The organism is Stenotrophomonas sp. YJH_SMC_40 (genome assembly GCF_059368615.1).
Genome location: NZ_JCAFRX010000008.1, coordinates 252,284 through 266,825 on the forward strand (window position 1 = coordinate 252,284; position 14,542 = coordinate 266,825).

Here is a 14,542-nt window from a genome sequence, read left to right on the forward strand (position 1 = left end):
ACCCGAAGGATCGGGCTGCCCGCCATTATGCTTTTTATTGATTGAACGTTCAATCAATAAACCCTAGGATGCGCTCGCGCCCCACGCCATGGGCCCGGTTTACCGGTCCGGCCCCGCCCATGTGCTCCCTCGGACTTGATGAGACGACCCCATGTCTTCCCTGGCTCATCCCAAGCGTTCGCCCCTGCGCTTGAACCGTTTTGTCTTCTTCAGCTCCTCGGTGTCGATCGGCATCCTCGGGCTGCTCACCGTTCTCTATCCCGAAGGCAGCGAGCACTGGCTGCAATGGGCGCAGGCCGAGGTGTCGGCCGCGTTCGGCTGGTGGTACATGCTGCTGATCGTGCTGTGCCTGGGCTTCGTGCTGTGGCTGGCGTTCTCGCCGTATGGCCGCATCCGCCTGGGTCACAACGAGGAATCGCCGGCCTTCGGCTACGTCGCCTGGGTCTCGATGCTGTTCTCGGCCGGCATCGGCATCGCGCTGCTGTACTACGGCGCCTACGAGCCGCTGGACCACTTCCTGCATCCGCCCGGGCAACCCGGCGGCACCGTGGCCGCCGGCCGCGAGGCGATGGTGCTGACCTTCCTGCACTGGGGCCTGCACGGCTGGGCGCTGTATGCGCTGGTCGGCGTTGCGCTGGGCTATTTCGCCTACCGCCGTGACCTGCCGCTGGCGCTGCGCTCGGCGCTGTATCCGATCTTCGGAGAGCGCATCCATGGCCGCATCGGCGACATGGTCGATGGCTTCGGTATCCTCGCCACGCTGATCTCGATGGTTACCAACCTCGGCATCGGTGCGCTGGTGGTGCAGTCCGGCCTGGTCTACCTGTTCCACATCCCGGATACGCCGCAGGTGCTGGTGGCGATCGTGCTGGTGATGATGGTGGTGGCCACCATCGGCGTGGTCGCCGGTGTGGAGAAGGGCATTGCCTGGTTGTCCAACCTCAACGTGCGCCTGCTGTGCGGCCTGCTGCTGTTCGTGCTGGTCACCGGCCCGACCCTGCACCTGTTCGATGGCCTGATCCAGAACACCGGCGATTACCTCGGTGCGTTCGTGCGCAAGAGTTTCGACATGTACCTCAACGACCCGAAGGGCCGTGAGTGGATGGGCTCGTGGACGCTGTTCTACTGGGCCTGGTGGATCGCCTGGGCGCCGTTCGTCGGCCTTTTCGTGGCACGCATCTCGCGTGGCCGCACCATCCGCGAAGTGATCATGGGCGTGCTGCTGATCCCGCTCGGCTTCACCCTGGCGTGGCTGTCGATCTTCGGCAACACCGCCATCGACCTGGTGCTCAACCATGGCCAGGCGATCCTGGGTGACGTGGCCCAGCACGATGCGGCGATGACGCTGTTCAAGCTGCTGGAATACCTGCCCGCCGCGCCGTACGTGGCCGGTGCCGCAGTGGTGATCGGCTTCGTGCTGTTCCTGACCCCGGTCGATTCGGGCACGCTGATGATCGCCAACCTGTGTACCCGTCGCGTTGACGATGGGGTGGAAGACGGCCATGACGCGCCGATCTGGCTGCGCGTGTTCTGGGCCGTCGGCATCACCGTGGCCAGCGTCGGGCTGCTGCTGGCCGGCAATTTCAGCGCAATGCAGACGGCGGTGGTGCTGTGCGGCCTGCCGTTCTCGTTCACCCTGGCGTTCTACATGTGGGGCCTGCTGAAGGCGCTGCGCACCGACCCGGACGCGCCGCGCCGCTGAGCGCGCACCTGGCGCCCATCCCGGTGCCGCCGGAGATGCGGTAGAGCCAGGCCATGCCTGGCTGCAGAGAAACAGGAAGGGCCGGATCCGCGAGGATCCGGCCCTTTTGTTGGGTAGTCGACTAGCAGTCGACTCTACCGAGAGCGGAACGTTACTTGCTGGCCAACTGGCGCAGCACGTACTGCAGCAGGCCACCATGACGGAAGTATTCGACTTCCTTCGGGGTCAGCAGCATCACCGACACCTCGAAGGTCTTCTTCGTGCCATCGGCCTTGGTCGCGGTGACCGTGGCGCGCTTGCTGGCGCCATCCTGCAGGCCGGTGATGTCGATCACTTCCGAGCCGTCCAGGCCCAGGCTCTGCGCGTTCTCGCCGTTGCGGAACTGCAGCGGCAGCACGCCCATGCCGACCAGGTTGGAGCGGTGGATGCGCTCGAAGCTTTCGGCGATGACCGCCTTCACCCCCAGCAGCAGGGTGCCCTTGGCAGCCCAGTCACGCGACGAGCCGGTACCGTATTCCTTGCCGGCCAGCACCACCAGCGGCACCTTGTCGGCCTTGTACTTCATGGCCGCATCGTAGATCGCCAGCTTTTCCGGCTGGCCGCCACCGGCCGGGTAGTACAGGGTGTTGCCGCCTTCCTCGCCACCGAACATCAGGTTCTTGATGCGGATGTTGGCGAAGGTGCCGCGCACCATCACGTCATCATTGCCGCGGCGGCTGCCGTAGCTGTTGAAGTCGGCCGGCTGCACGCCACGTTCCTGCAGGAAGCGGCCCGCCGGCGAGTCCTTCTTGATGTTGCCGGCCGGGGAGATGTGGTCGGTGGTGATCGAATCGCCGAACAGGCCCATCACGCGCGCACCATGCACGTCGTCGATGCTGCCGGTCTGCATGGTCATGCCATCGAAGTACGGCGGGTTCTTGATGTAGGTGGACGCATCGCTCCACGCGTACAGGTTGCCGTCCGGCGAGGCGATGGTGTTCCAGCGGGTGTCACCCTTGAACACATCCGCGTAGTTCTGCTTGAACATCTCCGGGCCGATGGTGGCGGCGATGACGTCACCGATTTCCTTGTTGCTCGGCCAGATGTCGCGCAGGAACACCGGCTGGCGATCGCTGCCGGTACCCAGCGGCTGGGTGGTCAGGTCGATGTCGGTGGTGCCGGCGATGGCGTAGGCCACCACCAGCGGCGGGCTGGCCAGGTAGTTCATCTTCACTTCGGGGTGTACGCGGCCCTCGAAGTTGCGATTGCCCGACAGCACCGAGGTGACCACCAGGTCGCCGGTGGCGATGCCGGCGCTGACTTCGGTCGGCAGCGGGCCGGAGTTGCCGATGCAGGTGGTGCAGCCGTAGCCGACCACGTAGAAGCCGATCTTTTCCAGCTCCTTCAGTACGCCGGCCTTTTCCAGGTAATCGGTGACCACCCGCGAGCCCGGCCCGAGCGAGGTCTTCACCCACGGCTGGCGGTTCAGGCCCTTGGCGGCCGCATTGCGGGCCAGCAGGCCGGCGCCGATCATCACCGCCGGGTTGGAGGTGTTGGTGCACGAAGTGATGGCAGCGATGACCACCGCGCCGTCCTTCAGGCGGACCTTGCGGCCTTCGATCTCGATGTCGGCGAAGCCCTTGGCCAGCTGCTCGTTGCCGACCGCGGCGCCGCCGCCTTCGTTGACGAACGAGGAGACGTCGTCGCTGCGCTTGTCACGGTTGGCGGTCATGCCGACCAGGGCTTCACGGTAGTTCTTCTGCACGTCTTCCAGCAGCACGCGGTCCTGCGGGCGCTTCGGGCCGGCCAGCGACGGCTTCACCGTGCCCATGTCCAGTTCCAGCGTGGTGCTGTACTGGGCGTGCGGGCTGCCCGGCTCGTGCCACAGGCCCTGCGCCTTGGCGTAGGCCTCGACCAGGTTGATCTGCTCTTCGCTGCGGCCGGACAGGCGCAGGTAGTTCAGCGACTCGGCGTCGATCGGGAAGATGCCACAGGTGGCGCCGTATTCCGGGGCCATGTTGCCGATGGTGGCGCGGTCGGCCAGCGGCAAGTGCTGCAGGCCGTCACCGTAGAACTCGACGAACTTGCCGACCACGCCCAGCTTGCGCAGCATCTGGGTGACGGTCAGCACCAGGTCGGTGGCGGTGGCACCCTCGGGCAGCTTGCCGGTCAGCTTGAAGCCGACCACCTGCGGGATCAGCATCGACGATGGCTGGCCGAGCATGGCGGCCTCCGCTTCGATGCCGCCCACACCCCAGCCCAGCACGCCGATGCCGTTGATCATGGTGGTGTGGCTGTCGGTACCGAACACGGTATCGGGGTAGGCCACGGCCTTGCCATCCTTCTCCGCGGTCATCACCACGCGGGCGAGGTTTTCCAGGTTCACCTGGTGGACGATGCCGGTGTTCGGCGGCACCACCTTGAAGTTGTCGAAGGCCTTCTGGCCCCAGCGCAGGAAGCCGTAGCGTTCCTGGTTGCGCTGGAATTCGATCTTGCCGTTGAGGTCCAGTGCGTCCGGCTTGCCGAACACATCGACCTGCACCGAGTGGTCGATGACCAGTTCGGAGGGAATCTGCGGGTTGATCTGCTCCGGCGAGCCGCCGAGCTTGACCACCGCATCGCGCATCGCGGCCAGGTCGACCACGCAGGGCACGCCGGTGAAGTCCTGCAGGACCACGCGCGCCGGCATGAAGGCGATCTCGGTGTCCGGTTCTGCCGCCCGATTCCAGCGGGCCACGGCTTCGATGTGGTCCTTGCCGACGGTGATGCCGCCGTCCTCGTGCCGGAGCAGGTTCTCCAGCAGGATCTTCATCGAGTAGGGCAGGTGGGAGATATCGAAACGCTGGCCCAGCGTGGGCAGGCTGAAGTAGTCGTAGGTCTTGCCGCCGACGTTCAGCTGGCTGCGGGTGGAGAACGAATCGCTCATGCGGGGTAACTCCTTCTTGCGGATGGCTTGCTCTGGCCCGTGCGTGCAGGGGCCTGCTTGTGGTCGCCGGTGGCATTCCGGCCCCGGATCCTGCCCAGTATCGGCGATCCAGCGCCCGGCAATGACCCGGCTGGCTTGGAACGCAAGGTTACAGCGGTGTGTGTAGCCTTCGTGTCAGCGCGTGCGGTCGTCGCCCGCTGGCCAGAACGCAGACGGGACGCCCATGGGCGCCCCGTCCGGAAGTGCGTGTCGAGCAGGACTTACTTGCCGTTGGCGGCATCCAGCAGCGGATTGCCGGTCTTGCCAACAGCGTTGCTCTTGGACTTGGCCGTCAGCACACCCTGCTTGTTGAATTCCAGGACGGTCGCTTCCTGGATGTTCTTGCCGAAGGTCTTGATCTTCACGTAGTCGTAGTACCAGACCTGCGTGTCGCCCAGCTGTTCGCGGCGGCCGGGTGCGCCGAACTTCTCACGGACCTGGTCCTGGCTGGTCTTGCCGACTTCCAGGGTGTCCATCTGCTGTTGGGTGATCTCGACGCCGGTGGTGTAGGCGCCGAACGGATTGGCGTGGGCTGCCGTCGTCGAAAGGGCCAGCGGGGCAGCCAGCATCAGGGCAAGGGTCAAGGCGCGCATGGAACATCCTTTTATGGCGGGTAGGTGCGGGCGGCACGCGGTGCGTCCAGCCCGGGGCCGCAGCAGGTCGCTGCGGAGCCAGTCTAACCCCCGGATGCGACCAGCGCAGGATCGCGGTCACGGATTGGGCGGGTTTGTTCCAGATACTGCGAGTATGTATAATTCATGCATACTTTTTGAGGCGTACCCCCATGGAAGCCACCGTTGCTGAACGCGGACAGATCACCCTGCCCAAGGCGGTGCGTGATGCCCTCGGCCTGACCAAGGGCACGCTGCTGAAGGTCGAGCTGGACGGCAGCCGCATCATCCTGCGCAAGAGTGTTGACGATGCCATTTCACGGGCGCGCGGCAAGTTCGCGCTGGACGGCTTCGAATCGTCCGACGCGGCGGTGCGCGCGGTGCGTGACGAGGAGTAAGCCGTGATGATCGCCGTCGATTCACCGGTGCTGGTCGAGCTGCTCAGCAATGGTCCGCAGGCCGATGCCGTGGAAGCCATCCTGCGGCAGAGCCTGGTCGGCGGCCGCGTGGTGGTCTGTGGCGCGACGTTGGCCGAAGTCTGCGCTTCGCTGCGCGGCGGTGCCGAAGTGCTCGAAGCGCTGGAAGAGATGGGCGTGCATTTCAACCCGATGGAAGCCAAGTCGGCACTGCGCGCCGGCGAGATGCACCGCCGTCATCGCCAGCGCGGCGGCAGCCGCCGCAGCCTGGACGAATTCATGGTCGGCGCCCACGCACTGCTGCAGTGCGACGGCCTGATCACCTGGAACGACACGTTTTACCGCGACTACTTCAAGGGCCTGAAGCTGATCGTGCCGCAAGCCTGAGCCCACTTTGTTATTTCAACCTACGCATTACCCGGGAGTTGTCATGTTGGAAGCCTACCGCCACCACGTCGCCGAGCGCGCTGCGCTTGGCATCCCGCCGCTGCCGCTGAGCGCGCAGCAGACGGCCGATGTCATCGAACTGCTGAAGAACCCGCCGCAGGGCGAGGCCGAGTTCCTGCTCGACCTGCTGACCCACCGCGTGCCGGCCGGCGTCGATGACGCAGCCAAGGTCAAGGCCTCGTACCTGGCCGCGATCGCGCTGGGCAGCGAGCAGAACCCGCTGATCAGCCGCGAGCGCGCCACCGAACTGCTGGGCACCATGCTCGGCGGTTACAACGTTGCGCCGTTGGTGCAGCTGCTGGACGACACCAGCGTCGGCACCATCGCCGCCAACGGCCTGAAGAAGACGCTGCTGGTGTTCGACGCGTTCCACGACGTGCAGGAAAAGGCCAAGGCCGGCAACGCCAACGCCCAGGCCGTGCTGCAGAGCTGGGCCGATGCCGAGTGGTTCACCAGCAACCCGGAAGTGCCGCAGAGCCTGACCGTCACCGTGTTCAAGGTGCCTGGCGAGACCAACACCGACGACCTGTCGCCGGCACCGGATGCGACCACCCGCCCGGACATCCCGATGCACGCCCTGGCGATGCTGAAGAACAAGCGCGACGACGCGCCGTTCACCCCGGAAGAAGACGGCAAGCGCGGCCCGATCCAGCAGATCCTCGACCTGAAGGACAAGGGCCACCTGGTTGCCTATGTCGGCGACGTGGTCGGTACCGGCTCCTCGCGCAAGTCGGCCACCAACAGCGTGCTGTGGTGGACCGGTGATGACATTCCGTTCATCCCGAACAAGCGCGCCGGTGGCGTCTGCCTGGGTTCGAAGATCGCCCCGATCTTCTACAACACCATGGAAGATGCCGGCGCACTGCCGATCGAGCTGGACGTGTCGAAGATGGAGCACGGCGATGTGGTCGAGCTGCGTCCGTACGAAGGCAAGGCGCTGAAGAACGGTGAAGTGATCGCCGAGTTCCAGGTCAAGTCCGAAGTGCTGTTCGACGAAGTGCGTGCCGGTGGCCGCATTCCGCTGATCATCGGCCGTGGCCTGACCGGCAAGGCGCGCGAAGCGCTGGGCCTGGCCCCGACCAACCTGTTCCGCCTGCCGGTGCAGCCGGCCGACACCGGCAAGGGCTTCTCGCTGGCACAGAAGATGGTCGGCCGCGCCTGTGGCCTGCCTGAAGGCCAGGGCATGCGCCCGGGCACCTACTGCGAACCGAAGATGACCTCGGTCGGCTCGCAGGACACCACCGGCCCGATGACCCGTGACGAGCTTAAGGACCTGGCCTGCCTGGGCTTCTCGGCCGATCTGGTGATGCAGTCGTTCTGCCACACCGCCGCCTACCCGAAGCCGGTGGACGTGAAGACCCACCACACCCTGCCGGAGTTCATCTCCACCCGTGGCGGCGTTTCGCTGCGCCCGGGCGACGGCGTGATCCACAGCTGGCTCAACCGCATGCTGCTGCCGGACACCGTGGGTACCGGTGGTGACTCGCACACCCGCTTCCCGGTGGGCATTTCGTTCCCGGCCGGTTCGGGCCTGGTCGCCTTCGCTGCGGCCACCGGCGTGATGCCGCTGGACATGCCGGAGTCGGTGCTGGTGCGCTTCAAGGGCAAGATGCAGCCGGGCGTGACCCTGCGTGACCTGGTCAACGCGATCCCGCTGTACGCGATCAAGTCGGGCCTGCTGACCGTGGCCAAGGCTGGCAAGAAGAACATCTTCTCCGGCCGCATCCTGGAAATCGAAGGCCTGCCGGAGCTGAAGGTCGAACAGGCGTTCGAATTGTCCGACGCCTCGGCAGAACGTTCGGCGGCCGGTTGCTCGGTGCGCCTGAACAAGGAACCGATCATCGAGTACCTGACCAGCAACATCACCCTGCTGAGGTGGATGATTGCCGAGGGCTACCAGGATCCGCGTTCGCTTCAGCGTCGCATCGAGAAGATGGAGGCGTGGCTGGCCAACCCGCAGCTGCTGGAGCCGGATGCCGACGCCGAGTACGCCGCCGTCATCGAGATCGACCTGGCCGACATCCACGAGCCGATCGTGGCCTGCCCGAACGATCCGGACGACGTGAAGACCCTGTCCGAAGTCGCTGGCGCCAAGATCGACGAAGTGTTCATCGGTTCGTGCATGACCAACATCGGTCACTTCCGTGCCGCTGCCAAGCTGCTGGAAGGCAAGCGTGACCTGCCGACCCGCCTGTGGGTGGCCCCGCCGACCAAGATGGACGCCTCGGAGCTGACCAAGGAAGGCGTGTATGGCACCTTCGGCGCCACTGGCGCCCGCATGGAAATGCCGGGCTGCTCGCTGTGCATGGGCAACCAGGCGCAGATCCGCGAAGGCTCCACCGCGATGTCGACCTCGACCCGCAACTTCCCGAACCGCCTGGGCCGCAATACCAACGTGTACCTGGGTTCGGCCGAACTGGCCGCGATCTGCTCGCGTCTGGGCCGCATCCCGACCAAGGAGGAGTACATGGCGGACATCGGCGTGATCAACGCCAATGGTGCGGAGATCTACCGCTACATGAACTTCGACCAGATCGAGGAATACCAGGACGTGGCCAACACGGTCGCTGCCTGATGCGGTAGTGCCGGCCGCTGGCCGGCACGCCGTTGAAACGAAGAACCCCCGGTGAGAGCCGGGGGTTCTTCATTTGGGGGCGTACCCAGGTTCAGGCCTGGGTAACGGCCGCCGCTTCCTCGGTCACGGCCGGCGTTTCCGCCGGAAGCTCGGCTTCCACCGCAGGCTGCGGCAGAACGCCATGATCGGGGAACAGGCGGGGCAGCTCAGCCACGAAACGCGCGATGCAGGCCTCGGCGAACTCACGCGACGCCGCCTTGACCTTCGCATAGTCGTCTGCCTGCCATTCCTGCAGCGGGGCAACCCGTGCTTCGTCCCGGCAGTGCACGCCCTGGCCGCCACTGGCGCTGCGGAACAGCTTGCGCACCACCGGGAAGCCGATGGTTACATCGTGGCGCAGCTCGTAGGGGGTCTCTGCATCGCTGAGCTTCTGGTACACCAGCGACCACTGGCCGGCGCTGGCTTCCACGGTGCGCTCGTCGCTGGGAATGGCGCCGGGGTGGGCCGCGAAATAGAGTGCCAGCTGCTCGCGGATCATGCCGGGCAATGCGCCGAAGGCCGGGCTGGGCACAGAGTGGATGTCCTCGCCACGGACGTTGTTCTTGCTGAAGCTGTTGCTGGTACCGATGTCACCCACGCCAGTGACGAACGCAAGAGCAGACAGGCCGACCTTGGCCGCGGTGACGGCAGCGGTATCGGCACGCATCACCAGGCGCAGCACGTGATCGCCCACGCGATTGCCGTTGGGGCCTGCACCCAGTCCGGAGGTGACCTTGATGTGCTGCAGGCTGCTGTAGTCGACAGGAGGTGCCACGGCGGCTGTGACATTCCCGATGGCCGGATCGGCCGCGGTGGGGGCGTGCGCCGCGTCTGGCGCGGTCGCCGCATCCGTTGCTGGATCGAGCGTTGATCCGCTGGTGACTGCGGAAGCCACGGCAGGCGTGGGTGTGGGTGCTTCGTCGTTGGCGTAGGCCGACGGCGCCAGCAGCAGGGTGGCCGCGATCGCGGCGGTGAGGCAGGTTGGGCGTAATGCCACGGTAGTACTCCTTGGGGAAACGAAGATGAGGCGCTGTGCGCGCTCTGGTGGTTGATGCCCGGCGAAAGCCGAAGGTAGGGGAGCGATTGCTCAGCGCGGCGCGAACTCCCTGATCGGGAACGCATTGCAATGGGCGATCGCAGCGGCGATGTCGACCGGAGCATCGGCGGCGGCACTGCGGCGCCTGTTCACCGTGGCCGCCTCTTCCCACAGGCTGGGCAATACCTGCGGTGCGTCCAGTACGCGTTCGCGCACGGCATCGTGAAGGGCGCTGCTGTAATCGGTAGCCGGTACCACCACGCACAGGCGTGTGCCGGGATTGCTGCTGGCCTGCTGCAGCATCTTCCGCAGTGCCTCGGTGCTGCCCGCGTCGTCGGTCAACCGTTCCGGTGCGCCGCCCTGGCGGGCATCCTGGATCTGCAGCTGGCCTGGGCTGAACAGCAGGACCTGCATGTCCTGCCGCGGTTCAATGCGGACCGGCGCACGCGTGCCCTCACAGGTGCTGGGGGTCTTGCGTGCGACCTGTGGCGTCGTGCTGCCATCGGCGTGTACCTGGCGCAGATGCAGGCGGCACATCTTGTCGGCCACTTCCATTTCCACTTCGTAGTCCTGTCCGGGCCTGGCCACGAACTGACCCGACAACTGCCCGTCGCAGTACATGCGGCTTGATGCGTCGAAGCGCGCTTCGACAATCAGCGGCTTGCCGCCGGCGACTTCGTACTCCTGGTAGCTGAGCATGGAGAACCGCTCGTTCTCCTTGCTGCGCAAGGTTTCCGTGGCGGGGATGCCGAGCACGCCCTTGTCACCGGCGTTGTTGTACTTGACGTCGATCCTGTCACGGTAATCCTCGCGGCAGGCGGCGTCGGTGTACAGGGTGGTGGTCCGCCCCAGGCTGGCATAGATGCGCACCCGTGCCGGCGGCACGGCACCGCCTGCGTAGGCCGTGAGATCTTCAGCAGCAAGCGGGCGAGGGTACATCGCCGGTATTCGCTTGATGAGCTGCTCGGTGCACTTCATCGTGATCACCTGGGCGGCAATCTTGAGCCTGGCGTAGTCATTGGCCTGCCACTCGCCCAGGGTCGCCCGGTCGTCGCTGTCACTGCATCTGATGATTTCAGCCAGGGTGCCATCGGCACGGCGTTGCTCGATCGTGCTGACGTGGTTGAGGCGGTAAAGGGGATCCTTCCGCGTGTTGCCCTGGTGCACCAGCGCCCAGGTGTCTGCACTGAAACGCAGAGTGCTGCTCTGGTTGGGCAGCGCGTCGGGCGCATAGCTGAAGTAGCCACCCACCAGCGCCCTGGCTACGTTGGGCATCAGCGTGGTGGCGGGGCTCGCCTGGCTCTCGACGATGCTGCCGGGCAGGGTGTTGCGCCGGAAGTAGTCCGGCTCATTGCCGCTGAAGAGCAGTGCGAGGCCCTTTGGCGTGAGCGACTCGCTGTCATCGGGGGTGACGATGCGCAACGCCACGTCGGGTGCGTGGAGGCGCTTCGATGCGGTATCCGGACCACTCTGGATCTGAACGCGATCGGTCCAGGCGGTGCCCTTCGCGACGGGGGCGGGGGGAAGCCCCGGGGTGGCCTGCGGCGGTGCCGGCACGCCGGCAGCGGTGGCTGCCAGCGGAGCCAGCAGAGCGGCCGCCAGCAGTGACGGTTGGTAACGGAAGAGACGCAGGGCCATGGTCAAACTCCTTGGAAAACACGACAGCCGTGCCGGCCCTTCCGGGGCCGGCATCTGAAAGAGGGAATCAGGCGGTGCGATGCCGCGGACGATCAGCCGCGGGCGAGCGCCAAGAGTCGTTCGGCGATCCGTTCCAATGGCACCTGTTCTTCGGCCGCTCCCAGTTTGAAGGCAGCGCCGGGCATGCCCCAGACTACGCTGGTGGCTTCATCCTGGACCAGTGTCGGCGCGCCGGCCTGGCGCATCTCCAGCAGGCCGCGTGCGCCGTCGTCGCCCATGCCGGTGAGGATGGCGCCGATGGCATTGCCGCCGGCATTCTGCGCGACCGAGCGGAACAGCACATCGACCGCTGGCTTGTGCCGGTTCACTGCCGGACCATCATCGACGCGGCAGCGCCAGCGCGCACCGTCGCGGATGATCCGCAGGTGCTTGCCGCCCGGCGGCAGGTAGGCGTGGCCGGGCAGTACAGCTTCGCCGTCGCTGGCCTCACGCACGGCCATCGCGGAATGCCGGTCCAGGCGTTCGGCGAAGGCGCTGCTGAAGCTGGCAGGCAGGTGCTGGGTCATCACCACGGCAGGCGCATCGGCCGGCATGCCTTCCAGCACCACGCGCAGCGCCTCGGTACCGCCGGCCGAAGAACCAATCGCTATCAGGCGGTCGGTGGTGCGGAACTGCGGTGCAGCCGGGCGCATTGCAGGAGCTGCTTCCAGCAGGAGTTTCGGAGCGGCAGCACGCACCAGCGGGCGCACCCGCGAGCGCGCCGCCATCTTCACCTTGGCGATGATCTCGTCGGCGTAGCCCTGCAGGCCGCGTGCGACGTCCAGCTTGGGCTTGGAGACGAAGTCCACGGCGCCCAGTGCCAGTGCCTGCAGCGTGGTATCGGCGCCGCGCTCGGTCAACGAGGAAATCATCACCACAGGCAGTGGATGCAGCCGCATCAGGTTTTCCAGGAAGGCGAGGCCGTCCATGCGTGGCATTTCCACGTCCAGCGTGATCACGTCCGGGGCCAGACGCTTGATCTTCTCGCGCGCCAGCAGCGGGTCGGCAGCGGTGCCGACCACGTCGATGGCCGGATCGCTGGACAGGATTTCCGTGAGCATCTGGCGCACGACGGCGGAGTCGTCGACGATCAGGACCCGGCAGGGGGCGTTGCCGGTCAGGGTCATTCGAACAACTCCACGCCACCGGTGACCGGGGCCTTGGACAGGCGCGCACGCACTGCCGATTCGGTGGCAGCCACCTCGGCCTCGTGGGCGTGCGGCAGGCGCTGCACCACCACACGGCCGGTGTCGGCGAAGAACCAGATCTTGCGCGGATGGATGCCGCACAGGTCCTCGGCGATGATCGGAATATGCTCGGCCTGCAGGTACTGGCGCACGAACTCGGCGTTACGGGTACCGACCGGATTGCTGGTGAAGCCCTTCAGTACGTTGGCGCCGCCGAACACCTTGGCCTCGATGCGCTTGCGGTGCGCGCCGCGCTTGAGCATGTCATTGATCAGCAGTTCCATCGCATAGCTGCCGTAACGCGCGGGCGCGCCGTCGCCGGCGTTGCCCTCGGGCAGCAGAAAGTGGTTCATGCCGCCGATCTTCAGCACCGGGTCGCGCAGGCAGGCGGCCACGCACGAACCCAGGGTGGTGGTCAGCGCGGTGGTGTCATCGACCACCAGGTACTGGGTGGGCAGCAGCTTGGCGGCAAGGGTCTGGAAGCGTGCATCCTGGTAGCGCATCACGTCGTCGGTACGCAGTGAGGCGTTCATGAGCCGGCCTTTGCCGCGCGGCGGTACAGGGTGCGCCCGCAGGGCTGGATCAGGTCGGCGGCGTGCAGGTAGTTCTCCGAGTGTCCGGTGTAGAGCAGGCCATCGTCGGCCAGGTGCTGCACCAGGCGGCCGAGGATGGCGCGCTGGGTCGGCTTGTCGAAGTAGATCATCACATTGCGGCAGAACAGCGCGTCGAACGGGCCGCCGACGTCGTAGCGCGGGGCGAGCAGGTTCAGCGGACGGAACTCGATCAGCTCGCGCAGCGCCGGCAGCACGCGGCACTGCCCCTCGTTGGGACCGCTGCCACGCTGGAAGTAACGGCGGCGCAGGTCCGGGTCGAGATTGGCGACACGGTCGATGTTGTAGACGCCGCGGCCGGCGGTGGCCAGTACCTGGGTATCGACGTCGGTAGCGATGATGCGCACCGGCGGCTTCAGCGTACCGAAGGCCTCGCAGGCGGTGATCGCCATCGAATAGGGTTCCTCACCGGTGGACGCCGCGCACGACCACAGCAGCAGCGGCGCACGGCTGGAACGCTGCTGCAGTTCTTCGCGCAGCTTGTCGAAGTGGTGCGGCTCGCGGAAGAACGAGGTCAGGTTGGTGGTCAGTGCGTTGGTGAACGCCTGCCACTCGTCACCGTCTTCCTGCTCAAGATGGTCCAGGTACTGCTGGAAGCTGCGCATGCCCAGCGTGCGCAGGCGGCGCGACAGACGGCCATAGACCATGTCGCGCTTGGCCGGTGCGAGGGCGATGCCCACGCGCTGGTAGATCAGGTCGCAGACGCGGCGGAAATCACGGTCGGCGAACTCGAACTCGCGCGGGCCGGTGACGATGGGAGTAGGACTTTGCACGGGGGACGTGTCCATCGGCAGAGGCGGCGGCCGAAGCCGCCGCGGGTGGGTCTCAGAATTCCTGCCAGTCGCTGTCGCTGGCGGCGAAGGTGCTGGCGTTGCTGCTGCGACGTACCGGCGTGGGCGTGCTGGTCGGCTGCGGACGTGCCACGGTGGTGATGCGCGCCGGTTCCACGCGTTCGGCGACAGCCTTCACCGCGGCCGAGACCTGGTTGTCGAGGCGGAAGATCGCCACGGCGTCGGCCAGCTGCGCGGCCTGGTCTTCCATCGCACGTGCGGCGGCGGTGGCTTCTTCCACCAGTGCAGCATTCTGCTGGGTGGTCTCGTCCATCTGCACCACGGTCTGGTTGACCTGCTCGATGCCGGCCGACTGTTCCTGCGAGGCGGCGGAGATCTCGGCCATGATGTCGGTCACGCGCTGCACCGAGGCGACGATCTCGCCCATGGTGCTGCCGGCCTGGTGCACCAGGCTGGAGCCTTCGGCGACCTTGCCGACCGAATCATCGATCAGGCCCTTGATCTCC

12 protein-coding genes are annotated in these 14,542 nt (G+C 66.2%); 4 read left to right on the plus strand and 8 right to left on the minus strand.

Features of this window, described 5'->3' with window-relative positions; all coding sequences use genetic code 11:
- Positions 1–151: 151 nt before the first annotated feature.
- Complete coding sequence (locus tag AC5P6X_RS16635) at positions 152–1,702, plus strand: BCCT family transporter (protein ID WP_005409502.1); 1,551 nt, start codon at positions 152–154, stop codon at positions 1,700–1,702.
- 151 nt (positions 1,703–1,853) lie between these two features.
- Here AC5P6X_RS16635 and acnA read toward each other — a convergent pair whose 3' ends face one another.
- Together acnA and bamE are read right to left on the minus strand one after the other, a co-directional pair.
- Positions 1,854–4,607 (minus strand): aconitate hydratase AcnA, encoded by a 2,754-nt coding sequence (gene acnA, locus AC5P6X_RS16640; protein ID WP_495215531.1) that lies wholly within the window; start codon positions 4,605–4,607, stop codon positions 1,854–1,856.
- Positions 4,608–4,867: 260 nt separating this feature from the next.
- The gene (gene bamE, locus AC5P6X_RS16645; RefSeq protein ID WP_005409504.1) at positions 4,868–5,239 is read right to left on the minus strand and encodes an outer membrane protein assembly factor BamE domain-containing protein; all 372 of its coding nucleotides are present in this window, start codon (positions 5,237–5,239) and stop codon (positions 4,868–4,870) included.
- A gap of 191 nt (positions 5,240–5,430) precedes the next feature.
- Between bamE and AC5P6X_RS16650 the strand changes: the two genes are divergently transcribed.
- From AC5P6X_RS16650 to acnB, 3 genes are read left to right on the plus strand one after another with little or no spacing between them, the layout of a single operon-like run.
- On the plus strand, positions 5,431–5,655 hold the full coding sequence (locus AC5P6X_RS16650) for an AbrB/MazE/SpoVT family DNA-binding domain-containing protein (protein ID WP_005409505.1): 225 nt from the start codon (positions 5,431–5,433) through the stop codon (positions 5,653–5,655).
- 6 nt (positions 5,656–5,661) lie between these two features.
- Complete coding sequence (locus AC5P6X_RS16655; RefSeq protein WP_005409506.1) at positions 5,662–6,060, plus strand: type II toxin-antitoxin system VapC family toxin; 399 nt, start codon at positions 5,662–5,664, stop codon at positions 6,058–6,060.
- A gap of 43 nt (positions 6,061–6,103) precedes the next feature.
- Entirely contained in the window at positions 6,104–8,695 is a 2,592-nt protein-coding gene (gene acnB, locus AC5P6X_RS16660; RefSeq protein ID WP_123958532.1) for a bifunctional aconitate hydratase 2/2-methylisocitrate dehydratase, read from the plus strand.
- A 91-nt stretch (positions 8,696–8,786) separates the two neighbouring features.
- Here the strand turns inward: acnB and AC5P6X_RS16665 are convergent, their stop codons facing one another.
- The 6 genes from AC5P6X_RS16665 to AC5P6X_RS16690 all read right to left on the minus strand — a co-directional run.
- Positions 8,787–9,731, minus strand: a complete 945-nt coding sequence (locus AC5P6X_RS16665; protein ID WP_108270018.1) for a hypothetical protein — start codon at positions 9,729–9,731, stop codon at positions 8,787–8,789.
- Positions 9,732–9,821: 90 nt separating this feature from the next.
- Positions 9,822–11,408 carry a hypothetical protein gene (locus tag AC5P6X_RS16670; RefSeq protein ID WP_049449855.1) on the minus strand — a complete coding sequence of 529 codons (1,587 nt, stop codon included), beginning with the start codon at positions 11,406–11,408 and terminating at the stop codon, positions 9,822–9,824.
- A 92-nt stretch (positions 11,409–11,500) separates the two neighbouring features.
- Positions 11,501–12,574 (minus strand): protein-glutamate methylesterase/protein-glutamine glutaminase, encoded by a 1,074-nt coding sequence (locus AC5P6X_RS16675; protein ID WP_108270017.1) that lies wholly within the window; start codon positions 12,572–12,574, stop codon positions 11,501–11,503.
- On the minus strand, positions 12,571–13,167 hold the full coding sequence (gene cheD / locus AC5P6X_RS16680) for a chemoreceptor glutamine deamidase CheD (protein ID WP_005409511.1): 597 nt from the start codon (positions 13,165–13,167) through the stop codon (positions 12,571–12,573). Before cheD ends, AC5P6X_RS16675 begins: the two co-directional genes overlap by 4 nt.
- A complete protein-coding gene (locus AC5P6X_RS16685; protein WP_088436941.1) occupies positions 13,164–14,033 on the minus strand; it encodes a CheR family methyltransferase in 870 nt (289 codons plus the stop codon). The genes cheD and AC5P6X_RS16685 overlap by 4 nt, the downstream gene beginning before the upstream one ends.
- A gap of 37 nt (positions 14,034–14,070) precedes the next feature.
- Positions 14,071–14,542, minus strand: a 472-nt coding sequence (locus AC5P6X_RS16690; RefSeq protein ID WP_495201458.1) for a methyl-accepting chemotaxis protein, incomplete at its 5' end; no start/stop codon positions are given.

Bases quoted from the DNA above. Each gene is read 5' to 3' on its own strand.
- AC5P6X_RS16655 (WP_005409506.1), top strand. From the start codon at position 5,662: ATGATCGCCGTCGATTCACCGGTGCTGGTCGAGCTGCTCAGCAATGGT.
- cheD (WP_005409511.1), bottom strand. From the start codon at position 13,167: ATGAACGCCTCACTGCGTACCGACGACGTGATGCGCTACCAGGATGCA.
- AC5P6X_RS16635 (WP_005409502.1), top strand. From the start codon at position 152: ATGTCTTCCCTGGCTCATCCCAAGCGTTCGCCCCTGCGCTTGAACCGT.
- acnA (WP_495215531.1), bottom strand. From the start codon at position 4,607: ATGAGCGATTCGTTCTCCACCCGCAGCCAGCTGAACGTCGGCGGCAAG.
- acnB (WP_123958532.1), top strand. From the start codon at position 6,104: ATGTTGGAAGCCTACCGCCACCACGTCGCCGAGCGCGCTGCGCTTGGC.
- AC5P6X_RS16685 (WP_088436941.1), bottom strand. From the start codon at position 14,033: ATGGACACGTCCCCCGTGCAAAGTCCTACTCCCATCGTCACCGGCCCG.
- bamE (WP_005409504.1), bottom strand. From the start codon at position 5,239: ATGCGCGCCTTGACCCTTGCCCTGATGCTGGCTGCCCCGCTGGCCCTT.
- AC5P6X_RS16675 (WP_108270017.1), bottom strand. From the start codon at position 12,574: ATGACCCTGACCGGCAACGCCCCCTGCCGGGTCCTGATCGTCGACGAC.
- AC5P6X_RS16670 (WP_049449855.1), bottom strand. From the start codon at position 11,408: ATGGCCCTGCGTCTCTTCCGTTACCAACCGTCACTGCTGGCGGCCGCT.
- AC5P6X_RS16650 (WP_005409505.1), top strand. From the start codon at position 5,431: ATGGAAGCCACCGTTGCTGAACGCGGACAGATCACCCTGCCCAAGGCG.